This window comes from Bacillus gobiensis, from assembly GCF_001278705.1.
GTDB classification, from domain to species: domain Bacteria; phylum Bacillota; class Bacilli; order Bacillales; family Bacillaceae; genus Bacillus; species Bacillus gobiensis.
In genome coordinates this window covers 2,452,468-2,474,689 of sequence record NZ_CP012600.1, presented here as the reverse complement: position 1 = coordinate 2,474,689, position 22,222 = coordinate 2,452,468, and the positions used below count along the sequence as shown (strand labels likewise).

The following is a 22,222-nucleotide window of genomic DNA, read 5'->3' as shown; positions in this document are numbered from 1 at the left end:
GGATAGAATGAAGGAGGCAGTTATTGTCACAGGTGCGAGGACGCCGGTAGGAAAAGCGAAAAAAGGAACATTAAAAACGGTCCGTCCAGACGATCTTGGGGCGTTAACGGTAAAAGAAACATTGAAGAGAGCAGGGAATTATGAGGGGACGATCGATGACCTTATTATGGGCTGTGCCACGCCTGAAGCAGAACAGGGATTAAATATGGCGAGAAACATCGGGGCTTTGGCAGGACTTCCGCATACAGTACCTGCTATTACTATCAACCGCTACTGTTCTTCCGGTTTGCAGGCGATCGCCTATGGGGCAGAAAAAATCATGCTTGGCGCGGCAGACACGATTCTTGCAGGAGGAGCCGAATCGATGAGCATGGTTCCGATGATGGGGCATATATCTAGGCCGAACCCGATCCTTGCAGAAAGAACTCCTGAATATTATATGGGTATGGGCCATACGGCAGAGCAGGTGGCTGCTGCATATAATGTGTCGAGAGAAGCGCAGGATGAGTTTGCCGTTCGCAGTCATAAAAGAGCAGCGCAGGCAGTTAACGCAGGAAAATTCAAAGAAGAAATTGTTCCGGTTGAAGTAAATCGAAAAGAAGTTGGTGAAGACCATAAGCTGCAGGAAACGAAGTTTATCATCGAAAATGATGAAGGTGTAAGGAAAGACACGAATCTGAAGGTTCTCGGGACATTGAAACCGGCGTTTTCAATAAATGGATCAGTTACGGCGGGGAATTCGTCTCAAACGAGTGACGGTGCTGCGTGCGTTCTTTTAATGGATAAAGACAAAGCAACTGCTCTCGGTTTTGCTCCGATGGTAAAATTTCGTTCCTTTGCTGTTAGCGGAGTACCGCCGGAGCTGATGGGGATCGGACCTGTAGAAGCGATTCCGCGGGCACTAAAGATTGCAGGACTAGATTTAAGTGATATTGGACTTTTTGAACTAAACGAAGCTTTTGCTTCCCAAGCGGTCAGTGTCATTAGAGAGCTCCGGTTAGATGAGGATAAAGTCAACGTAAATGGCGGAGCAATAGCGCTCGGGCATCCTCTTGGATGTACTGGAGCAAAGCTGACACTTACGCTGATGCATGAAATGAAAAGAAGAAACGTACAATTTGGGGTTGTAACAATGTGTATCGGAGGCGGCATGGGGGCAGCCGGAGTGTTTGAATTACTTTAAATCAAGGGGGAAATACAGTGGGAGAGACTATCAAAAAAGTACCAAAAGGCGGAAGCTTCTTAATTGAAGACGTTTCGTATAAGCAAATATTTACGCCGGAGGATATCACAGAAGAGCATCAGATGATTGCAAAAACAACCGAAGACTTTATTGAAAAAGATGTTTTGCCTTACATTGACGAAATCGAAGAACAAAACTTCAGCCAATCTGTTCGCTTGTTGAAAAAGGCGGGTGAATTAGGATTGCTGGGTGCTGACGTACCGGAAGAATTCGGAGGGCTAGGGCTTGACAAAATAAGCTCTGCTCTAATTACAGAGAAATTTTCCACGGCAGGAAGCTTTTCTCTTTCTCACGGGGCTCATGTCGGAATTGGTACTCTCCCAATTGTCTTTTTTGGGACAGCGAAGCAAAAAGAAAACTATCTTCCAGACCTTGCAAGCGGTGAAAAAATTGCCGCTTATGCCTTGACTGAACCGGGATCGGGATCAGATGCCCTTGGAGCAAAAACGACAGCGGTATTAAACCAAGCGGGTACCCATTATATATTAAATGGCGAGAAGCAGTGGATTACAAATTCCGGATTTGCAGATGTATTTATCGTTTATGCGAAAATAGACGGTGATCAATTTTCCGCATTTATCGTTGAGAAGACCTTTCCCGGAGTATCTACAGGAACTGAAGAAAAGAAAATGGGGATTAAAGGATCATCGACGAGAACACTGATTCTAGACAACTCCGAGGTCCCGAAAGAAAATCTTCTGGGCGAAGCAGGAAAGGGTCATCTTATCGCATTTAATATATTAAACATCGGCCGTTATAAGCTGGCAATCGGGACCATTGGAGCATCTAAACGAGTGATCGAACTGTCTGCAAGATATGCGAATCAACGGCGCCAATTCCAAAAACCGCTTTCTTCGTTTAGTTTAATTGGTGAAAAAGCAGCTACAATGGCTTCCAAGCTTTACGCGATGGAAAGTTCCGTCTATCGTACGGTTGGGCTTTTTGAAGAAAAATTGGGAGCTCTGTCCGAAGAAGACCAAAAAGATGGTATTAAAATAGCTGACGCAATCGCCGAATATGCGATTGAATGCTCGTTAAACAAGGTGTCGGGCTCAGAAACCTTGGATTATATTGTGGATGAAGGTGTTCAGATTCATGGCGGATACGGATTTATGCAGGAATATGAAGTAGAGAGGAGATACCGTGACTCCAGGATTAACAGAATCTTTGAAGGAACGAATGAAATCAATCGTCTGATCGTACCGGGAACCTTTTTGAAAAAAGCGATGAAGGGAGAACTGCCGCTATTTCAAAAAGCACGGGAGCTTAAGGATGAGTTAATGATGCTGATGCCCGAAGAGCCGGGCAGCGAACCGCTTAATTTGCAAAAGCATTTGTTGAAAAATGCTAAAAAAATCGCGCTCATGACTGCCGGACTCGCTGCAGAGAGATATGGGAAAGAGATTGAAAAAGAACAGGAGGTACTTGTGAATCTTGCTGACATTGTTGGACACGTCTATTCAATTGAATCAGCCATTCTAAGAACAGAAAAATCATTGGCAGAAAAAGGCGAGGAAAAAAGCAGGCAGAAGCTCCTTTACACGGAAATCTTTACTCAGGAAGCATTTAATGAAATAGAAGCACATGCAAAAGAAACAATACTTGCTGTAGAATCCGGTGATTCCCTTCGCATGACGCTCTCTGCATTAAGAAAGCTTACGCGCCATACTCCCCTAAATATCATAGTCAAGAAAAGAGAAGCAGCAAAAATGATTTTTGCTGAGGAAAGATTCGTCGTTTGAAGAGGCAAGAGCTTGATATCATGTCAGGCTCTTTTTTACATAAGTACGTTATTTTGGAGATGAAATCATTCTATGGTAAAATACCTCCGTAGATACTGGAGGTGAGTGAATGTCATTGACTTTTTATTGGTACCCGAAATGCGGAACGTGCAGAAAGGCAAAAAAGTGGCTGGAAAGCCATGAAATAGAGCTTAACGATATACATATTGCAGAAACTCCGCCGGATAAAGAGGAACTAAAAAAGCTTTATCAAACGAGCGGACTGGACTTGAAAAAGTTTTTTAATACAAGCGGCCAAAAGTACCGGCAGCTCCAACTGAAGGATAAAGTTAAAGAAATGACAGAGGATGAAATGCTCGAGCTTCTCTCATCAGATGGCATGCTTATTAAACGTCCGTTAACAACAGACGGAAAAAAAACAACAGTTGGATTTAAAGAAGAAGAGTTTCAAAAGTACTGGCTATAATGTAATATTAATTGTAATGTGATGTTTTTTAAGTCTAGAAAATTACTGGAGGTTTGAAAATGAGTACACCGAATGAATTGCGTTATTCTGAAGAACATGAGTGGGTAAAAACTGAAGATGGCAATGTAAGAATTGGAATTACTGATTTTGCCCAATCAGAGCTGGGAGACATCGTGTTTGTCGAGCTGCCGTCAGTTGGAGATGAAATCAAAGCGGACGAGCCTTTTGGAAGCGTAGAGTCTGTTAAAACCGTTTCCGAGCTATACGCACCCATTAATGGGAAAGTTCTAGAAGTAAATGAAGATTTAGAAGATAATCCTGAATTTGTAAATGAGTCTCCGTACGAAAAAGCGTGGATGATCGTAGTTGAACCACAAGACATCTCCGAAATTGACAACCTTATGACTTCTGAACAATACGATGAAATGATAAAGGAAGACTAAGGGATAAGAAAAAATCGGAGTGGACACCCTTAGGTAAGATGGGTGTCCATTTTTGCATATCGAATCTTCCTGCGTGTGGTTCTGGGGTGCTGACAGATGTGACAATAAAGGCGTTGCAGCAGGAAGCCTGAGGAGCCAGCCGTTGTTCAGGTGAACCAACCCAACCCAGGCCAGGCAGTAATCTTTCAAAGGGATCCAACTACTTTTAACTGAGAATGAAATTTTACTTTTTGTATGTAATTATATAGTGATGGGTGATGTCCTCATGGAAAAAGTCATTATAGTTGAAGGAAAAACTGACAAAATGAAAGTGAAAGAAGTTGTAATGGATCCGGTAGACATTGTTTGTACCAATGGAACAATCAGCATAACCCGGCTTGATGAGCTAGTCGAAGAACTTTATGAAAAAGATGTCTATATTTTAGTAGATTCAGATGAATCAGGTGATAAGCTTAGAAAGCAGCTGAAAAGAGAGTTTCCTGCGGCGATTCATTTATACGTGGATAAAACGTATCGAGAGGTTGCAACTGCACCTAGTCATCATTTAGCCGTAATTCTTCAGAATGCTAATATAGATGTAAAGGTAAAATATCTATAATATAGAGGTGTCTCGCTTCCATGAAAGAGCTTCAGGAAAAAGAAGTGATGAATATTAATGATCCAACATATCTTGTGTATCTCTATACTCCGCTTTGCGGAACATGCAAGGTTGGAGGCAAAATGTTAGAGGTTGTGGAGGAAATGCTCCCATCTATCCCCTTTTATAAGATCAATCTTAATTTTTCACCCCGTTTAGCTAAACAATGGAAGGTGGAAAGTGTTCCTTGCTATATTCTCCTGTCTGGAAACGACATTGTAAACATGGAATATACTTTTCAATCTGTTTCCCATTTATACGATACGATTAAACAAAAAGCCGCTCTATAAAGCGGCTTTTGACATATTTCTTAGGAAATAATCCCCGTTTATGTCGAGCAATTCTAAGAGGACTCCTTTCAAAGAAAGAGAAATGGTATATGAAGGCAATTTTTTTGGGGGGTCTATATTTTGAATGAATTGGAATGGGCAGAAACAACAAAAAGCCGTCTTTTTTTAAAACCTCTTTTATCAAAGTCACCCTTGTTAATCGCATTTGCAGGAGAACGGGAAATCATTTCGATTTCGATTAACGAAGAAGGATTAATGGCTCAAAGATCCCCGTCGGAAGGGGAAAAATCACATCTGGTTTTTTTTGGAGAGCAACATGAAATAATTTGTTTGCTGCAAGGAGATATCCCGCTGCAGCAGCTTGTGCAAAGCGGAACAGTAAAAGTGAAGGGCTCCTTTCGAGCGCTTTTAAGGCTTGAAGCAATACTTTGGCTGACCGATGGTTTTTTTACAACAGCGTAATAACTTCTGTTTTTCTATAAAAATGTTATTACAATAAGAATTTTGTAATATTTATTGACAAAGAATCTTACGCGTGATATTCTTCATGTATTATCAGACCTATGTCTTATATAACCGCATATCGTTTTCTCTTATTGAGAGAGGTGGAGGGAAGTGCCCTATGAAACCCGGCAACCGTCAACTTTGTTGAAATGGTGCCAATTCACCCGAAGCATACGCTTTGGAAGATGAGAGAAAGGTGATTACAACATATAATACCTTTCTGCTCGTTTTTCGCGGAAAGGTTTTTTTATATAGTATTAGGCTGAAGGAATTGGATTTGAAAGGAAACAGGTGATTGTACTGATTAAACTAATAAACATCTCTAAGACCTATCAGACGGGGCATAATAAAGTCCATGCCGTACAGAACGTTGATTTATCGATAGAACAAGGAGAAATATTTGGGATTATCGGCTACAGCGGTGCCGGCAAAAGTACGTTGATTCGCCTTTTAAATGGATTGGAACTGCCGACTGAGGGGACTGTTGAAGTCGCGGGCAATCCTATAAACAAAATCAAAGGAAATTCACTGCGTAAGGCGAGACAGGAAATCGGCATGATTTTTCAGCACTTTAATCTGCTGTGGTCCCGAACCGTTAAAGAAAATATTTCTTTTCCTCTTGAAATTGCGGGAGTAGGTGCAAAAAAAAGGAACGCCAAAGTAAACGAATTGATTCGCCTTGTCGGCTTAGAAGGCAAAGAAAATGCATACCCATCCCAGCTCAGCGGAGGGCAAAAACAAAGAGTCGGCATCGCCAGGGCTTTGGCTAACGATCCCAAGGTGCTTCTTTGTGATGAAGCGACTTCAGCTTTGGATCCGGAAACAACAGAGTCAATCCTGGACCTTCTGTCTGACATAAACAAAAGGCTCGGTTTGACCATCGTGTTGATTACCCACGAGATGCATGTCATCAGAAAAATTTGTCACAGAGTGGCTGTTATGGATAATGGCCGGGTAGTAGAAGAAGGAGACGTGCTCAAAGTATTCGTAACTCCGAAAGAACAAACGACGAAACGATTTGTTGGACAGCTTACTGAGCCCGAGGAAACAAAGGAAGCGATTCAGCATATTCTCAGAGCAAAGAAATCAGGGAAAACTGTTCGTCTTTCTTTTATCGGAGAATCAGCTGAACAACCGCTGATCGCTCACATGATTCGTAATTTCCAAGTTGAAGTAAACATTCTCCAAGGAAAGATAACGCAAACTCAGGAAGGCTCATACGGAACACTATTTATCCATATTGATGGAGATGCGGCTGAAGTGAATCAAGTCATTGAGTACATCAAGACAAGACAGGTAGAAGCAGAGGTGATTTCAAATGTTTGAAAAATGGTTTCCAAACGTTGATATGGAGGTTCTCTGGAATGCAACGTATGAAACGATTTATATGACTATCATCTCGTTATTTATTGCCTTTATTATTGGAGTTGCCTTGGGAATGCTGCTTTTTTTGACAGATAAGGGGAACCTATGGGAAAACAAAGCGATCAACAGTCTGATCGCGGCAGTGGTTAATATTTTCAGGTCGATTCCATTTATTATTTTAATTATTTTATTGCTCGGCTTTACCAAGTTTTTAGTTGGCACGATTTTAGGCCCAATCGCTGCACTGCCAGCGCTCGTTATCGGATCGGCGCCATTTTATGCACGTTTAGTGGAAATCGCCTTGCGTGAAGTCGACAAAGGTGTCGTAGAGGCCGCAAAATCGATGGGAGCAAGAACATCCACGATAATTTTTAAAGTGTATCTTCCGGAATCCATGCCTGCACTTATTTCCGGTATCACTGTAACGGCTATCGCCTTAATTGGCTCAACTGCTATTGCGGGTGCAATCGGTGCAGGGGGATTGGGAGATCTTGCATATGTAGAAGGTTATCAGTCTGGCAATACAGATGTAACCTTAGCCGCGACTGTATTTATTTTAATCATCGTCTTTATTATTCAATTGTTCGGTGATTTGATAACTAATAAAATTGATAAACGATAACGGAGGATTTGTAATGAAGAAACTAATTTTAAGTGCATTAATTTTTGTTTTTGCTGGCATTTTAACTGCTTGCGGTTCAAATAATGCAGGTGACTCAAACAGTAAAGAAATCGTTGTTGCAGCAACGAAAACACCTCATGCAGAACTTTTAGAAGAAGCGGAGCCCCTATTGAAAGAAAAGGGCTATACATTGAAGGTTGAAACGTTTAGCGACTATAAAATGTATAATAAAGCATTAGCTGAAAAAGAAGTAGATGCAAACTTTTTCCAACACATTCCGTACTTGGAGCAAGAAAAAAAGGATAATGATTACGACCTTGTAAATGCCGGTGCAATCCATCTTGAACCATTTGGTATCTATTCTAAAAAGGTTAAATCTTTAAACGAGCTTCCGGACGGAGCAAAAGTTATTTTGACAAACAACGTGGCTGAGCAAGGACGTATGCTTGCGTTTCTTCAAAAATCTGGATTAATTAAACTGGATTCCAAGGTGGAAGCAGTAAATGCAACAGAGAAAGATATAGTTGAGAATAAAAAAAACCTGAAATTCGAAAAAATTGCACCTGAATTAACCGCGAAGGCTTACGAAAACAATGAAGCCGATGCTGTATTCATTAATGTGAACTACGCGATTCAAAATAAATTAAATCCTAAAAAAGATGCAATTGAACTTGAATCACCAGAAAACAACCCTTATGCGAACATCATCGCCGTACGAAAAGGGGATGAATCGTCTGAAAAAATTAAAGCTTTGCTTGAAGCTTTGCATTCCGACGAAATTAAGAGCTTTATCGATGAGAAATACAACGGATCTGTACTTCCAGTATCAGAATAAATTGACGGAAAGCCCGGTTTTGATGAAAACCGGGCTTTTTGCGGTTTAACGAATGCTGATTTTCTCAGCCATCCTGTTTTAACGCCTTCGCTATCAATTTTTCATAGCTTTTTTTAAATCGTACATACTAAACGGTGAAAAAGTGAAAATTGGGAGGGAATTCTTATGAATCATCATGATACGGAAAATCATACAGAAGCAGCACTGCATGATTTCAAAGCAGGATTAGGCCTTTTTTCAAAGAAAATGCCCTTGATTGCAGAAAAATACAATGAGTTCACTGAAGAGTGCTTTAAAGAGGGCGTTCTATCAAAAAAAGAAAAACAACTAATAGCACTTGGAATCAGCGTTTTTTCACAGGATGAATATTGTATTGTTTATCATGTGAAAGGGTGTATGGACGAAGGGGCAGCCGAGGACGAAATTCTTGAAGCGGTAAGTGTAGCTGCCGCATTTGGCGGAGGAGCAGCTGTAAGCCAAGCGGTAACGCTGGTTCAAGAAAGCATCAACGATCTTAAAGATTCACTGCATTAATTCAGCGTAATTTGCACATTGCTTTTCATTAACGGCCATTGTTGATACACTGTACTCGTAAATAAAAACAAGCTAAAGGGATGGGGACTTCACTCCATCCTTTATCAATATATAAGTGTTTTTTGTTGGTAACCACCCTTTGGTTTCGGGAATGCTTTATGTTTTTCAATTATTTTGGTACACTTTATTATTTGAAGGGTAACGTTTTAACCACTATTAAGAGTTGTTTTCAGTTTTAATTTGTTATAAAATTAGAATGAGAATAAATTGAGAATAACTAAATTTTTCGTTAAGAATACTGGAGGTAAAAAGAATGGCTGCATCAACTTTAGTAATTAAAGATCTTCATGTCGAAATTGACGGGAAAGAGATCTTAAAAGGTGTAAACCTTGAAATAAAAGGTGGAGAATTTCATGCGGTAATGGGTCCGAACGGTACTGGTAAGTCAACCTTGTCTGCCGCTATTATGGGACACCCAAAATACGAAGTAACACAAGGAAGCATCACATTGGACGGACAAGATGTACTAGAGATGGAAGTAGATGAACGTGCCAAAGCCGGTTTATTTCTTGCCATGCAATATCCTAGTGAAATCAGCGGCGTGACAAATGCTGATTTTCTCCGTTCTTCAATTAATGCACGCCGCGAAGAAGGCGACGAAATTTCTCTTATGAAGTTCATCCGCAAAATGGATGAAAACATGGAGTTTCTAGATATGGATCCTGACATGGCTCAGCGCTATCTAAATGAAGGTTTTTCCGGCGGGGAGAAAAAACGCAATGAAATTCTACAACTAATGATGATTGAGCCAAAAATTGCAATCTTAGATGAAATCGACTCCGGATTGGATATTGATGCCCTTAAAGTCGTTTCAAAAGGCATTAACAAAATGCGTGGTGAAGATTTCGGTTGCTTAATTATCACTCACTATCAACGACTGCTTAACTACATCACTCCTGACCATGTGCATATCATGATGCAAGGCCGTGTTGTTAAATCAGGCGGTGCGGAATTGGCACAACGCCTTGAAGCAGAAGGTTACGAGTGGATTAAAGAAGAGCTTGGCATCGAAGACGAAACAATCGGTCAAGAAGCGTAAGCGTTAGGGGGATTATCATGACATCAGAAACCAAGCAATCAGTCGATCAGGCATATATTAAAGGATATTCTGAAAAACACCAAGAGCCTGCTTGGCTTACGGATTTCCGTTTACGTGCACTTGCTGATGCGGAACATCTGCCAATGCCAAAGCCGGATAAAACCAATATTAAAAGCTGGAATTTCACAAGCTTTGACAAGCATGAATCAGAAGGAGCTGCACTGGAATCTCTGCAAGACCTGCCGGATGATATCCGTTCCTTGGTCGATGTGGATAATAAAAACAGCATCCTATTTATCCAAAGAGACAATACCACGTCTTACGTATCTCTTCCAAAAGAGTATGAAGAACAAGGTGTAATCTTCAAGGATATTCAATCTGCAGCTCGTGAGAACAGCGACTTGGTAGAAAAATATTATATGAAAGACGGCGTCAAAGCCGATGAACATAAATTAACAGCTCTTCACGCTGCATTAATGAACGGCGGAGTCTTTCTTTATGTACCAAAAAATGTAGAGATAAAAGAGCCTGTTCAAGCAGTTTTCACACATGAAAGTCTTGACACAACATTGTTTAATCACGTTCTTATCGTTGCTGAAGACAATAGTGCGGTCACTTATGTCGAAAACTATATCAGCACTGTCAATCCAAAATCGGCAGTGTTCAACATCATCTCCGAGGTCATTACAGGTGCCAATGCCAAGGTATCCTACGGAGCAGTTGACTATTTGTCTGAAGGTGTTACTACGTATGTCAATCGACGTGGTGTTGCCAAAGGACGGGACAGCAAAATCGAATGGGCACTTGGTTTAATGAATGACGGAGACACCATTTCGGACAATCGGACTAATCTTTTAGGCGACGGAACAATCGGTGATTTGAAAACAGTCGTCGTCGGAAGAGGGAACCAAAAAGAAAATTTCACGACAAGCATTGTCCATTATGGCAAGCATTCTGAAGGATATATTTTAAAGCATGGCGTTATGAAGGATGCGGCATCATCCATTTTTAACGGAATCGGAAAGATTGAACACGGAGCTTCAAAATCCAATGCAGAGCAAGAATCTCGTGTGTTAATGCTCAGTGAAAAAGCCAGAGGCGATGCCAACCCGATTCTTTTGATTGATGAAGATGACGTAACAGCGGGACATGCTGCATCTGTTGGTCGCGTAGACCCGATTCAGCTCTACTATTTGATGAGCCGGGGGATTCCAAAAACAGAAGCAGAACGTTTAGTCATTCACGGCTTTTTGGCACCTGTCGTAAAGGCACTTCCAATTGAACAGGTCAAAACACAGCTTGTCTCTGTAATTGAAAGGAAAGTGAGATAATGAATACGGCGGAAATCCGGGAGCAGTTTCCAATCCTTCATCAGCAAGTTAATGGGAATGACCTAGTGTATCTAGACAGTTCGGCTACATCTCAGAAACCCCGGGCTGTAATAGAAGCCATCGACCATTATTATCGTTCTTACAATTCAAACGTGCACAGAGGTGTCCACACGCTAGGCACGAAGGCGACTGATCAATATGAAGGGGCACGTGATAAAGTAAGAAAATTTATCAATGCTGTCTCAATGCAGGAAATTATTTTTACCCGAGGAACTTCAACCGCCTTAAACATGGTAGCCCAGAGCTATGCGAGAGCCAATCTGAAGCCGGGGGATGAAATTGTAATTACTCCAATGGAGCATCATTCAAATATTATCCCTTGGCAGCAAGCGGCAAAGGCAACCGGAGCTACTTTGAAATATATCCCACTTCAAAAAGACGGTACAATTTCAATTGAAGATGTTAAACTAACAGTAACAGCGAATACGAAAATTGTATCTGTCACCCATGTATCAAACGTACTCGGAACGATTAATCCGATCAAGGAAATTACTGAAATTGCCCATGCACATGGTGCGGTTGTAGTAGTTGACGGAGCTCAAAGCACTCCGCATATGAAGGTAGATGTTCAAGATCTTGACTGTGATTTCTTTGCGCTTTCTGCCCACAAAATGTGCGGCCCTACCGGCATCGGAGCTCTGTATGGCAAGAAGCACCTGCTTGAAAGCATGGAGCCTGTTGAATTCGGCGGAGAAATGATTGATTTTGTCGGTTTGTACGAATCTACCTGGAAGGAACTTCCGTGGAAATTCGAGGCCGGTACACCGATCATCGCCGGAGCCATCGGACTTGGAGCAGCCATCGATTTCCTTGAAGAGGTTGGTCTTGATGAAATCAGCGAGCACGAGCATAAGCTTGCCGTATATGCACTTGAGCGTTTCTCGCAATTTGAGGGAGTTACCGTGTACGGTCCAGAACATCGAGCAGGAATCGTCACCTTTAATTTAGAGGATGTTCATCCCCATGATGTTGCAACCGTATTAGACGGGGACGGAATAGCTGTAAGAGCAGGCCATCACTGTGCACAGCCATTGATGAAATGGTTGAATGTTTCAGCAACTGCACGAGCCAGCTTCTATCTGTACAACACAGAGGAAGAAATTGATAAATTGATTTCTGGATTACAAAAGACAAAGGAGTATTTCACAAATGTCTTTTAATTCAAATTTAGATACACTTTACAGGCAGGTCATCATGGATCATTACAAAAACCCTAGAAATAGAGGGGTTTTAAACGACAGCATTGTTGTCGACATGAACAATCCTACCTGTGGAGACCGTATTCGCCTTACTATGAAGGTTGAAGACGGAAAAGTAGATGATGCGAAATTTGAGGGTGAAGGCTGCTCAATCTCCATGGCATCTGCAAGTATGATGACCCAGGCGATTAAGGGGAAAGATATAGAGACAGCCCTCAATATGTCGAAGATTTTTTCTGATATGATGCAGGGAAATGAATACGACGATTCAATTGACCTTGGAGATATTGAAGCATTGCAAGGAGTATCCAAGTTTCCTGCAAGAATCAAATGTGCCACATTGTCTTGGAAAGCACTTGAAAAAGGAGTCGCCACAGATGAAAACGCTGGCGACAAATCATAAAAAGGAGTGAAAATGGATGGCTAAAAAAATGCCTGAAATTGGTGAATACAAGTATGGTTTTGCCGACAGAGACGTTTCCATTTTCCGTTCAGAACGAGGGCTAACGAAAGAAATCGTTCAAGAAATTTCACGTATGAAAGATGAACCTAAGTGGATGCTCGATTTCCGTTTGAAATCATTAGAGCACTTTTATGAAATGCCGATGCCTCAATGGGGCGGAGATTTAAACGCTCTTAACTTTGATGAGATCACTTATTACGTCAAGCCTTCTGAACGCTCAGAAAGATCTTGGGATGAAGTACCTGAAGAAATTAAACAAACCTTTGACAAGCTGGGGATTCCAGAAGCTGAGCAAAAATACTTGGCTGGTGTATCTGCACAATATGAATCAGAGGTTGTTTACCACAATATGCAAGAGGATCTTGAATCCCAAGGTATCGTTTTTAAAGACACAGACAGCGCACTAAGAGAAAATGAAGATATTTTCCGTGAGCACTGGGCAAAAACGATTCCGCCAACTGACAATAAATTTTCTGCTCTGAACTCAGCTGTTTGGTCAGGAGGATCTTTCATCTATGTACCAAAAGGTGTAAAGGTGGAGACGCCGCTTCAAGCTTACTTCCGCATTAACTCAGAGAACATGGGTCAGTTTGAGAGAACGCTGATTATCGTGGATGAAGAAGCTTCCGTGCATTACGTTGAAGGCTGTACAGCCCCTGTTTATACAACAAACTCTCTTCACAGTGCTGTTGTTGAAATTGTTGTGAAAAAAGGTGGATACTGCCGTTACACGACAATTCAAAACTGGGCAAACAATGTCTTTAATCTGGTGACAAAGCGTGCGGTCTGCGAAGCAGGAGCAACGATGGAATGGATCGACGGCAATATTGGAAGTAAATTAACAATGAAATACCCTGCCGTTATTCTAAAAGGCGAAGGCGCTCGCGGTATGACGCTAAGTATCGCTCTTGCAGGTAAAGGGCAGCATCAGGATGCGGGAGCGAAAATGATTCATTTGGCTCCAAACACATCATCAACCATCGTGTCTAAATCTATTTCAAAACAAGGCGGAAAAGTAACCTACCGCGGAATCGTCCACTTCGGAAGAAAAGCGGAAGGCGCCCGCTCAAACATTGAATGTGATACGTTGATTATGGATAACAAATCAACATCTGATACAATCCCATATAACGAAATTTTGAACGACAACATTTCTCTAGAGCACGAAGCGAAGGTTTCTAAAGTCTCTGAAGAACAGCTCTTCTACTTGATGAGCCGCGGAATCTCAGAAGAAGAAGCCACAGAAATGATCGTCATGGGCTTTATCGAACCATTCACAAAAGAACTTCCAATGGAATATGCAGTCGAAATGAACCGTCTGATCAAGTTCGAAATGGAAGGTTCAATTGGATAATTCAGACTTACAAAGGTTCGGCGGGAAATCCTGCCGAATCTTTTTTATTTTGCTATCTTCTTTCCTGCAGGGGGAAGGCTGAATACTACTAAAGGAGTACCCAGGCTACTATTTAAGCCTTGTAATTGTGCAATCACCCAGAGTAACGATCTCGATTATTGGATGAATTGGTCATAAATATCCCTACCTTCGATAGGCAGACTCTTTTAGGCTGCAATCCCAATTAATTTTATAATCGAACAGCAGATCATAATAATAGGTTTCTAACTTGGCAGGATAAGGCTTTCCCTTTGGGTCATAGACGGTTTCAGGAAAATCATACTTTTCCTTCAAGTCTTTCTTCATTATATGACAAAAGAAGAAAGAAAAAATGTGAAAAATGGTATTTGGCTCTGTGGGAGATGCGCAAATGAAATTGATGTTACTCCTGATTCTTATCCAATCGATTTACTTTATACATGGAAGAGTCAAGCTGAAACAGGTAATCTTTCTTTGTCTGACTCTCTTCCCCGATTCCTCCCGATGTTTCGCAATGTCATCTTTTATGGGATAATGATTTTGCAGTCCCAAAAAATAAAAAGCGAGTATTCCCTTACGGGGGCTCGCTTTCGTTCATCTATGGCGAAAATGAACAAATTTTCCCAAGCATGGAACCGATTTTAGTTTTGTCACTACGAAAAAAACTGCTATTTTGATTTTCTTGATGAAGGACTACATACACTTTCATTTTCTCATACCTTCGCAAATGTGTCATAATTTAAACGACCGACCACTTGAAGTAACCTGCGTTTCAATCGTTAAAATCCACTCGTCCAAATCATCTAGGTTATACCCGGCTGCCATTAATTCTTTCGGAAAACTTTCTGGATTTTCCGCAGCTGATACATGTTTTCTAGCGCTCCAGGCATCCGTCCGAAACTATAAATATTTTGGTTCCTGATTTATTTCCATCAGAGAATGTTTACGGAGATAAATATAAACCCGGCCTTTGGCTTATAATCTGGTGTATTTTTTATATTCTAGGAGGCAATATTATGGAACAAGGTACAGTGAAATGGTTTAATGCAGACAAAGGATTCGGTTTTATCGAAGTTGAAGGCGGAGACGATGTATTCGTACATTTCAGCTCTATTCAAGGCGAAGGCTTTAAATCATTAGACGAAGGTCAAAAAGTAACGTTTGATATTGAACAAGGCCAACGTGGCCCACAAGCGACAAACGTACGTAAAGCATAAGAGACCCTAATAAAAACAGACTCTATTTCCAGAGTCTGTTTTTACTTAAAAAGATTTTTATATCAACCTTATTCACTATTTTTCATGTTTCATTAATTCTTCTTCAAAGAAAAAAGTACTGGGATATTTATTGACTACATAAGAGTATCTTTTCATATTTTTTACATAATGACTTTTTAAGACTGTTACTAATTCATTCGATCCTCTTATATTTACTATTTCCCCATTACGAAATATTTCCGCGCTCATAGCCATCATCCTCTCGAGTATCAGACATAATAAAACTTTTAATTTTATTTATTGTGAGACACAATTTAAATCTCACACGTTTCTTTATTTTATTTCGTTCTTTCGCCTGATGTTGTTTAGTTCTCCCTAATCATAAGGATTAACCATTTAAGTTACCGTATTCTTATAGTAGAGCTGAGAAAGGCTTACATCAATCCGTGTAGGTTTTCTTCCGATAGATGTGTTCAAAAAGTAAGCAATCTTTCTTCGATAGTTGGTCCAGAAAAGGTTCGTTGTTTTTGACACTTTACGGAGCGATCAAGATCGATACCTACTAGGAAAGTATATAGTCATAAAACAATAAAGGCTTATCTTCTATAAGTCTTTTTACGGCCTGCAGCTTCTTTTCTGCCTCTACTTCTCTTGCGTTCTGTTTTTGCCTTTCTATTACGAAGTGGTGGCACTTCAGTTAATTGAACAGGAGTCATATTCGATTCTTTTGTTAAGAGCTTTAAAGTGGCTGACAATAAGGTAACAGAATCCACTTCTTCTAATAACTTTTCCGCCGTAGGTTTATATTCCCCTAACTCTCTTTTGTCGATGGCGGTCAAAACACGGTGAACGATTGCTTCCTGATTTCCTGCCATTACTTCACTAGAAGTGGGAGGTGATTGTCTAGACATGCTTGTTTTCGTGACATCTTCAATTACTTTTAAGTGATGACGTTCTCTCGAGGTTATAAAGGTAACCGCCAATCCCTTAGTACCTGCCCGCCCTGTTCGACCAATACGATGAACATAGCTTTCAGGATCCTGAGGAATATCAAAATTATAGACGTGGCTAACACCTGTAATATCAAGTCCTCTTGCTGCAACGTCGGTTGCGACCATAATCTCAATAGTATGCTCCTTGAATTGACGAATCACATCGGCCCGTTTTGATTGTGTAAGATCTCCATGAATGCCTTCTGCTGCATACCCACGTTTTTTCAGCCCTTCGGCAAGTTCATCCACCCGTTTTTTTGTGCGTCCAAACACAATAGCAAGGTCTGGTGATTGAAGATCTAAAAGATTACAAAGAACATCAAATTTTCTATTTTCTGGAATTTCCACATACTGTTGCTCAATGTTCTTTACCGTTAACCCCTTCGCTTTTACTTTCACGAGTTCAGGAGTGTTCATAAATTTCTGTGCTAAACTTTGTACTTGCTTGGACATGGTTGCTGAAAATAATAAGGTTTGATGGGGAGAAGAGATACCACCAAGAATCGTTTGGATATCTTCAATAAAGCCCATGTTTAACATCTCATCTGCTTCATCTAGAACTGCCGTACGAATATGATTTAAACGAATGGTTCTTCTTTTTATATGGTCCATAAGACGGCCTGGCGTTGCTGAGATAATATGTGGTCTTTTCTTAAGCGCCTTGATTTGGCGACTAATATCCTGTCCCCCATAAATAGGTAACGTTTGAACTCCTTTTACCTGTCCAATTCGATTTAACTCCTCAGCTACTTGAATCGCCAGTTCACGTGTCGGTGCTAAAACGATTCCCTGAATCGTTTTAGCACCAAGCTCAACTCGCTCTATAAGGGGTATACCAAAAGCTGTTGTCTTTCCAGTGCCTGTTTGAGCCTGTCCAATTAGATCTTTACCCGTCATAGCTATCGGAATAGCTTCAGCCTGAATCGGCGTAGCCTCTTCAAAACCCAAGTTATGAACGGCCTTTTCAATGTCCTTACTTAAATGAAAATCGGAAAAATTTTTCAAATGTTTCATGCTCCTTCTCTTACTTAAATTCAGAAATGAGAAAAGTACTCTTCAAACAGAGGTGTTGCTTATTCATTCCTGCGTATTGTAAATCAATGTTACTATCAACGAACATCTTGTTTTAAGGTATCTGTCCAAGACGAATTCAAACCTTATTTTATCCACGCTTACGTGTATTTATAAATTCTGTATTATAACCATAGGAAGAAAAATCAAGAGCCCTTACTAGAGAACGAATAGAGATTTGGGAATGCGAATCAGAAGAGTGGAATGGTTGGATGAGAAAAAATTTCTCTTATCAAAACCATCAAAAGTGTCCTTTGTGTGACCATAAAATGAGATCTGGAGAACGGCTTTTAGATGCGTCTCCTAATCCCCATCCAAAATAATTTATGCCCGCCTTTTGTATAAATCCTTAAAGAACTTCTGGCACTTTTTTAACTGAATTTAAACTTCTTACCAAACAAACAAGCCATATTTGCTTTATATTTCTAATGTATGATATAACTAGTCCATACCTTGTTCCATTTGTTTTGTCCAAAAACCAGACTTAAAACTCTGGTTTTTTTTATTATACCGAGATTTTAAAAGTAGATATCATATGTTTTTTTCTAGCTAGTGAAATCAAGAGTAAAAAAGACTCCCAGATGGAGTCTTTTTTACTCTGATTATGCTACTTTATGAACGTTAGCAGCTTGTAGGCCACGTTGCCCTTGTTCAATATCAAACGTTACTTTTTGACCTTCGTCTAATGATTTAAAGCCTTCGCCTTGAATAGAGCTGAAATGTACGAATACATCGTCTCCACCTTCTTGCTCGATAAAACCGAATCCTTTGTCTGCATTAAACCATTTCACTGTACCTTGTTCCATAATATTACCTCCTGTTGTGGGATGCCCCACACTTGTATTACTACCCTTGTTCAACTATACTATCTCAAGATAAAAATTTTCTATTGAAGAGATTTCTATTCTCACAATCTTACACCGAACAAAAATAATTAAGTTAAGCATAACATATAGAACTGAATATAGCAAATCCAGGAAAGTAGATAAATCTTTAAAGTGTAAAAACCTTGTTTAGAAAAGGACGAATTTAAATCTACTAATAGTAAATAATTTCATTTGCCTTTCATCATTTTTGCGTATATGAAATTTTTTATAAAATTGATAGTTCGGGTAATAATACCGGGTATATACATGGTATAGGGGGGATTGTTTAGGACTGAAGGATGGAGACTTTTATACAGATAGTAGAAACAACCGATAAGGTATATAGATTAAATGAAGATGACAAGGGCAACTGGTACGTGAGTATGCGTGAATGATGAAGATACTCATAAAATGTCAAGAACTTCGGAGCGTAACATGATGAAATGGTTAAAAAGTTTTCATCACAAAATGAACGACAGTTGAAAATTCATAGCTCTGAAGAAACTACCTTATCCTAGTCATCATAGAGAGGAAGTTTTTTGTTCGCATTATATTTAAAAAGTAGTGGCTCAAAACCTGTTGGAAAGATACACGTTTATGAGCACTTTTAAATATCTATGACTGAAATAGTGCTAGTACTTTAATGAAAATGAATTTTTCTCCACATCCTTTTCCTTTCATTAAAAAATACATCCACCTATGTATGACAGTTGTCATACTAGTTACTTGACGTTTATATCTTTTATTATCAGTTACTATGGTCTACTATAAATATAAAGAAGAGTTGAATATTAAACACGGTAAAGATTTAAGGAGGAACACATGAGCAAACAAAAAACGACTGAATTAAGAAAAAATGTAGCACCTTTTGAAAAACCCAATACGAAATCAAGTATAAAGCAATTGATAAATACATTCCTTCCGTTTTTACTACTTTGGTTTCTAGCTTATCAGAGTTTGTCGGTTTCTTATTGGCTAACACTGCTATTAGCTATTGTTACAGCCGGGTTCGTCGTGCGAAGCTTCATTATTTTCCATGATTGTTGTCATCAATCATTTTTCAAAAGCCGAAAAGCGAATAATATCCTTGGTACAATCAGTGGGGTCATAATAATGTTTCCGTATGAACAGTGGAAACGAAGCCACTCGATACATCATGCCACGAGCAGCAACTTAGACAAACGAGGAACTGGTGATGTGTGGGTCATGACAGTTGATGAGTATATTGCAGCTTCCTCCTGGAGCCGGTTAGCCTACCGAGTTTACCGCAATCCAATTGTTATGTTTGGATTAGGTCCCATCTATCTGTTCTTAGTTTCTAATCGATTGAATCGAAAAGACGCGAAACGTAAGGAACGTTTAAACACGTATTTGACCAATTTCTCAATTGTTGCGGTGTATGCACTTTTGTGTTGGGCTATTGGTTGGCAAGCTTTTCTGCTAGTTCAAACTCCCATCCTTTTTGTAGCAGGATCACTTGGAATTTGGCTATTTTACGTACAGCATCAATTTGAGGATTCCTATTTTGAGAACGATAAAGAGTGGGATTACGTGAAGGCTGCAGTTGATGGTAGCTCCTATTACAAGCTCCCTAAAGTTCTACAATGGGTGACTGGTAATATTGGTTTTCACCATGTACATCATTTGGCTCCTAGAGTGCCAAACTACAATTTAGAGAAAGCTCATGAATATACGCCACCGTTGCACAAAGCGACAACAATTACACTAAGAACAAGCCTGAAATCCCTTCGTTTTCGGCTTTTTGATCAACAAAATAAAAGTTTTGTAAGCTTCAAAGAAATTAAGCATCTAGTAGACAATAAAAATACGCGTATGAAGTTAAATAACAAAAGACCAAAACTCGATAAAAATTGAATATCCATACGATAAAATCATTCAATTCTAATAAAAAACACCTGGATTCGTTTATTTCTTCCTCGTATGCTCTATAGAAACTCCCTGTTCCAGGTTCGATTTTATGGGACGTGCAATGGTGGTAGTCCATGTAAGGATCTTGCGGTCGGTTTTTCAGAGCTAGATGTACAAAAATATGAACTACATATGAAAACGACTGCAAAGATGATAAAAGTACTGGAGGAGCGCGGACGTTATGACACTGCGGAAAAGAATCGTACTAATTTAAAGAGATATGAAGATATCCTAAACACCATCAAGCAAGGTAACATAATTTTTGGTCGATTAGAACGTGTAAAACAAAAGCAAGGTGATTTAAATGGCTAAATATGATCGCAGAGAGCATTTGAAACAAGTGCATGAAGCAAGAAAAGCAAAGACTCGTAAAACGGTTGATGATGCGATTCAAAGCCAATGATAACATTAACTTTAATAGTGTTGCAGAGGAAGCAGGAATTAGCAAAGCTACTTTATATAACAAGCAAGAAATACGAGAACGAATTGAATCGTTACGAGAGCAGCAAACCCAAGTTCAAACTCCAAAACAGGTAAAACGTGAGATTGATGAGAATAATAAAGATGCAATTATAGTATCTTTAAAACGTAAAATTAAGAAATTAGATGTAGAAAATAAAGAACTACGTGAGCAGTTAAAATTTGCTTATGCAGAAGTTTATAAAAAAATCTAAGTGAACACCGTTACCTGCATGTTCAACAAACGGTCCTTTAGTAGAATAAAGCGTATTGGACTAAACTTATTTTGAATAATGATTTATACGTACTATATTTTAAGAGGGTGATAACGTGAACATTATAGTGAATAAAAAACAGAAATTAATAAATTAATAGAAATATGGTACGAAGGTTCCTTAATCGCACATGATTTTATTGATAAGGATTATTGGAAATCACAGCGAAAGGAGATGAAAGAAAAGTATATTCCAATGTTATTCCAATGTCTAAAACCTATGTTCTAAGCAATGAAAAAGAAGTTGTGGGCTTCATTTCAATGGTAGATAATTATATGGCTGCATTGTTTATTGATGTTAAACACCAAGGTGAAGGATACGGAAGAAGATTATTAAACTTTATAAAAGGACGAAGGGAAAATATACAACTGAAAGTGTACAAGAAAAATAACAAAGCCGTTAATTTTTATTTGAGAAATGGCTTTGTAATAAAAGAAGAATTATTCGATGAACAGACTGACGAGGAAGAGTTTTTAATGGGATGGGAAAAGGTCTAAGTGCCATTTTAGTTGAGTCAGATTATTACATAAAATACAGATGAACATTCTTCAGTTAAAGGAGCACGAGTATTGAGCAAGAAGTAAAAGGGCGATACATATTATACATGACTAATATGTATCGCCCTTTAGTTTTTATGACTTTCTGCGATTTAGGTCTTGATAACATAACTTAAGACATTTTATAGTAGGGGTACCGCCACATGCCCATCAAGTTAGTGCAAATCATTACCCCAAAAACGAAAAAAAACGCTATTCTTTCTGTAATATGATGGAAAGGAAGGTGTTTTTTATGTATCGTGAAAGTTTTAGACGAACTTACCCTCTTTTCACAGGAATTGCAACGATATCTGTCTCCATAAGCTCTTCATCAGTTGGCCAAAAAGGTAGGTTTTGTTCAAAGGACGAGTAAGTTCCAAGCCTAAGATTTAATTGCGTTGTGCGTGTGGTTAAGCCAAAAAGTAGCAAGTATGTCCCTAACACAGTTATGTAGTTGTCTAGAATCTTCAACGGGAGTCTTGATAAGTCCTGAAGGACTCAATCAACGATTTAATCCTTCTCCTGTAAAGATTTTACATCAGGTGTTAACCTGTTTGATTAATCAAAAGTTGAATACCTCTAAGGTTCTTTCTCATCATTACGCTTCTCAGTTCGGGCGGAAGCCAGGCAGCCGGCAACGGAAAACTGATTGGTTGTGGCACAAAAAAGATG

General features: G+C 39.6%; 23 protein-coding genes, 2 pseudogenes and 1 riboswitch. Of the genes and pseudogenes, 23 read left to right on the top strand and 2 right to left on the bottom strand.

All coding sequences use genetic code 11. The features are described from left to right. The first annotated feature begins 7 nt into the window (after positions 1-7). The 17 genes from AM592_RS12455 (at position 8) to AM592_RS12370 (ending at position 15,422) form a co-directional block, all read left to right on the top strand. A complete protein-coding gene (locus AM592_RS12455) occupies positions 8-1,183 on the top strand; it encodes an acetyl-CoA C-acetyltransferase (RefSeq protein ID WP_053604080.1) in 1,176 nt (391 codons plus the stop codon). Positions 1,184-1,200: 17 nt separating this feature from the next. Further along, entirely contained in the window at positions 1,201-2,985 is a 1,785-nt protein-coding gene (locus AM592_RS12450) for an acyl-CoA dehydrogenase family protein (protein ID WP_053604079.1), read from the top strand. A gap of 109 nt (positions 2,986-3,094) precedes the next feature. After that, complete coding sequence (locus AM592_RS12445) at positions 3,095-3,451, top strand: arsenate reductase family protein (RefSeq protein ID WP_053604078.1); 357 nt, start codon at positions 3,095-3,097, stop codon at positions 3,449-3,451. Between the two features lie 59 nt (positions 3,452-3,510). Then, positions 3,511-3,894, top strand: coding sequence for a glycine cleavage system protein GcvH (gene gcvH / locus AM592_RS12440; RefSeq protein WP_053604077.1), 384 nt, complete (start codon positions 3,511-3,513; stop codon positions 3,892-3,894). A 265-nt stretch (positions 3,895-4,159) separates the two neighbouring features. After that, positions 4,160-4,492, top strand: coding sequence for a toprim domain-containing protein (locus AM592_RS12435; RefSeq protein WP_376773354.1), 333 nt, complete (start codon positions 4,160-4,162; stop codon positions 4,490-4,492). A 20-nt stretch (positions 4,493-4,512) separates the two neighbouring features. Continuing rightward, positions 4,513-4,821 (top strand): thioredoxin family protein, encoded by a 309-nt coding sequence (locus AM592_RS12430; RefSeq protein ID WP_053604075.1) that lies wholly within the window; start codon positions 4,513-4,515, stop codon positions 4,819-4,821. 120 nt (positions 4,822-4,941) lie between these two features. Next, a complete protein-coding gene (locus AM592_RS12425) occupies positions 4,942-5,283 on the top strand; it encodes a hypothetical protein (RefSeq protein WP_053604074.1) in 342 nt (113 codons plus the stop codon). Positions 5,284-5,411: 128 nt separating this feature from the next. Next, positions 5,412-5,517, top strand: a riboswitch (SAM riboswitch). A gap of 108 nt (positions 5,518-5,625) precedes the next feature. Continuing rightward, positions 5,626-6,651 carry a methionine ABC transporter ATP-binding protein gene (locus tag AM592_RS12420; protein ID WP_053606103.1) on the top strand — a complete coding sequence of 342 codons (1,026 nt, stop codon included), beginning with the start codon at positions 5,626-5,628 and terminating at the stop codon, positions 6,649-6,651. Then, positions 6,644-7,312 (top strand): methionine ABC transporter permease, encoded by a 669-nt coding sequence (locus tag AM592_RS12415; protein WP_053604073.1) that lies wholly within the window; start codon positions 6,644-6,646, stop codon positions 7,310-7,312. Before AM592_RS12420 ends, AM592_RS12415 begins: the two co-directional genes overlap by 8 nt. Before the next feature lie 13 nt (positions 7,313-7,325). Next, entirely contained in the window at positions 7,326-8,147 is an 822-nt protein-coding gene (gene metQ / locus AM592_RS12410) for a methionine ABC transporter substrate-binding lipoprotein MetQ (RefSeq protein ID WP_053604072.1), read from the top strand. Between the two features lie 165 nt (positions 8,148-8,312). Further along, positions 8,313-8,681: a carboxymuconolactone decarboxylase family protein gene (locus tag AM592_RS12405; protein WP_053604071.1), complete on the top strand. Its 369-nt coding sequence runs from the start codon at positions 8,313-8,315 to the stop codon at positions 8,679-8,681. A gap of 313 nt (positions 8,682-8,994) precedes the next feature. Next, positions 8,995-9,780 (top strand): Fe-S cluster assembly ATPase SufC, encoded by a 786-nt coding sequence (sufC, locus tag AM592_RS12400; protein ID WP_053604070.1) that lies wholly within the window; start codon positions 8,995-8,997, stop codon positions 9,778-9,780. A 17-nt stretch (positions 9,781-9,797) separates the two neighbouring features. Beyond that, on the top strand, positions 9,798-11,111 hold the full coding sequence (gene sufD / locus AM592_RS12395) for a Fe-S cluster assembly protein SufD (RefSeq protein WP_053604069.1): 1,314 nt from the start codon (positions 9,798-9,800) through the stop codon (positions 11,109-11,111). Then, positions 11,111-12,331: a cysteine desulfurase SufS gene (sufS, locus tag AM592_RS12390; RefSeq protein WP_053604068.1), complete on the top strand. Its 1,221-nt coding sequence runs from the start codon at positions 11,111-11,113 to the stop codon at positions 12,329-12,331. The genes sufD and sufS overlap by 1 nt, the downstream gene beginning before the upstream one ends. Continuing rightward, complete coding sequence (gene sufU, locus AM592_RS12385; RefSeq protein WP_053604067.1) at positions 12,321-12,773, top strand: Fe-S cluster assembly sulfur transfer protein SufU; 453 nt, start codon at positions 12,321-12,323, stop codon at positions 12,771-12,773. The genes sufS and sufU overlap by 11 nt, the downstream gene beginning before the upstream one ends. A gap of 16 nt (positions 12,774-12,789) precedes the next feature. Further along, complete coding sequence (gene sufB, locus AM592_RS12380) at positions 12,790-14,187, top strand: Fe-S cluster assembly protein SufB (RefSeq protein ID WP_053604066.1); 1,398 nt, start codon at positions 12,790-12,792, stop codon at positions 14,185-14,187. Positions 14,188-15,221: 1,034 nt separating this feature from the next. Continuing rightward, entirely contained in the window at positions 15,222-15,422 is a 201-nt protein-coding gene (locus AM592_RS12370; RefSeq protein ID WP_053604064.1) for a cold-shock protein, read from the top strand. 596 nt (positions 15,423-16,018) lie between these two features. Here AM592_RS12370 and AM592_RS12365 read toward each other — a convergent pair. Next, complete coding sequence (locus AM592_RS12365; RefSeq protein ID WP_053606102.1) at positions 16,019-17,419, bottom strand: degradosome RNA helicase CshA; 1,401 nt, start codon at positions 17,417-17,419, stop codon at positions 16,019-16,021. Between the two features lie 236 nt (positions 17,420-17,655). On the opposite strand from AM592_RS12365, the gene AM592_RS23790 reads away from it, so the two are divergent. Then, positions 17,656-17,808, top strand: coding sequence for a cold-inducible protein YdjO-related protein (locus AM592_RS23790; RefSeq protein ID WP_148564365.1), 153 nt, complete (start codon positions 17,656-17,658; stop codon positions 17,806-17,808). A 279-nt stretch (positions 17,809-18,087) separates the two neighbouring features. On the opposite strand, the gene AM592_RS12360 is transcribed toward AM592_RS23790, so the two are convergent. Then, entirely contained in the window at positions 18,088-18,291 is a 204-nt protein-coding gene (locus AM592_RS12360) for a cold-shock protein (RefSeq protein WP_053604063.1), read from the bottom strand. A gap of 882 nt (positions 18,292-19,173) precedes the next feature. On the opposite strand from AM592_RS12360, the gene AM592_RS12355 reads away from it, so the two are divergent. From AM592_RS12355 to AM592_RS24650, 5 genes and pseudogenes are all read left to right on the top strand, one after another. After that, positions 19,174-20,226 (top strand): Delta(5) desaturase DesA, encoded by a 1,053-nt coding sequence (locus tag AM592_RS12355; RefSeq protein WP_053604062.1) that lies wholly within the window; start codon positions 19,174-19,176, stop codon positions 20,224-20,226. Positions 20,227-20,412: 186 nt separating this feature from the next. Continuing rightward, entirely contained in the window at positions 20,413-20,592 is a 180-nt protein-coding gene (locus AM592_RS24655) for a hypothetical protein (protein ID WP_225970222.1), read from the top strand. After that, positions 20,585-20,954 (top strand): annotated as a pseudogene (locus AM592_RS12345) (DUF6262 family protein). The gene AM592_RS24655 and the pseudogene AM592_RS12345 overlap by 8 nt, the downstream one beginning before the upstream one ends. Positions 20,955-21,166: 212 nt before the next feature. Then, positions 21,167-21,511, top strand: coding sequence for a GNAT family N-acetyltransferase (locus AM592_RS12340; protein ID WP_225970221.1), 345 nt, complete (start codon positions 21,167-21,169; stop codon positions 21,509-21,511). Between the two features lie 299 nt (positions 21,512-21,810). After that, positions 21,811-22,170 (top strand): annotated as a pseudogene (locus tag AM592_RS24650) (IS4 family transposase); the annotation flags it as partial. Positions 22,171-22,222 lie beyond the last annotated feature (52 nt).

Coding starts and splice junctions, on each gene's coding strand:
- AM592_RS12455 (WP_053604080.1), top strand. CDS start 8: ATGAAGGAGGCAGTTATTGTCACAGGTGCGAGGACGCCGGTAGGAAAA.
- AM592_RS12445 (WP_053604078.1), top strand. CDS start 3,095: ATGTCATTGACTTTTTATTGGTACCCGAAATGCGGAACGTGCAGAAAG.
- gcvH (WP_053604077.1), top strand. CDS start 3,511: ATGAGTACACCGAATGAATTGCGTTATTCTGAAGAACATGAGTGGGTA.
- AM592_RS12435 (WP_376773354.1), top strand. CDS start 4,160: ATGGAAAAAGTCATTATAGTTGAAGGAAAAACTGACAAAATGAAAGTG.
- AM592_RS12430 (WP_053604075.1), top strand. CDS start 4,513: ATGAAAGAGCTTCAGGAAAAAGAAGTGATGAATATTAATGATCCAACA.
- AM592_RS12415 (WP_053604073.1), top strand. CDS start 6,644: ATGTTTGAAAAATGGTTTCCAAACGTTGATATGGAGGTTCTCTGGAAT.
- metQ (WP_053604072.1), top strand. CDS start 7,326: ATGAAGAAACTAATTTTAAGTGCATTAATTTTTGTTTTTGCTGGCATT.
- AM592_RS12405 (WP_053604071.1), top strand. CDS start 8,313: ATGAATCATCATGATACGGAAAATCATACAGAAGCAGCACTGCATGAT.
- sufC (WP_053604070.1), top strand. CDS start 8,995: ATGGCTGCATCAACTTTAGTAATTAAAGATCTTCATGTCGAAATTGAC.
- sufD (WP_053604069.1), top strand. CDS start 9,798: ATGACATCAGAAACCAAGCAATCAGTCGATCAGGCATATATTAAAGGA.
- sufS (WP_053604068.1), top strand. CDS start 11,111: ATGAATACGGCGGAAATCCGGGAGCAGTTTCCAATCCTTCATCAGCAA.
- sufU (WP_053604067.1), top strand. CDS start 12,321: ATGTCTTTTAATTCAAATTTAGATACACTTTACAGGCAGGTCATCATG.
- sufB (WP_053604066.1), top strand. CDS start 12,790: ATGGCTAAAAAAATGCCTGAAATTGGTGAATACAAGTATGGTTTTGCC.
- AM592_RS12370 (WP_053604064.1), top strand. CDS start 15,222: ATGGAACAAGGTACAGTGAAATGGTTTAATGCAGACAAAGGATTCGGT.
- AM592_RS12360 (WP_053604063.1), bottom strand. CDS start 18,291: ATGGAACAAGGTACAGTGAAATGGTTTAATGCAGACAAAGGATTCGGT.
- AM592_RS12355 (WP_053604062.1), top strand. CDS start 19,174: ATGAGCAAACAAAAAACGACTGAATTAAGAAAAAATGTAGCACCTTTT.
- AM592_RS24655 (WP_225970222.1), top strand. CDS start 20,413: ATGAAAACGACTGCAAAGATGATAAAAGTACTGGAGGAGCGCGGACGT.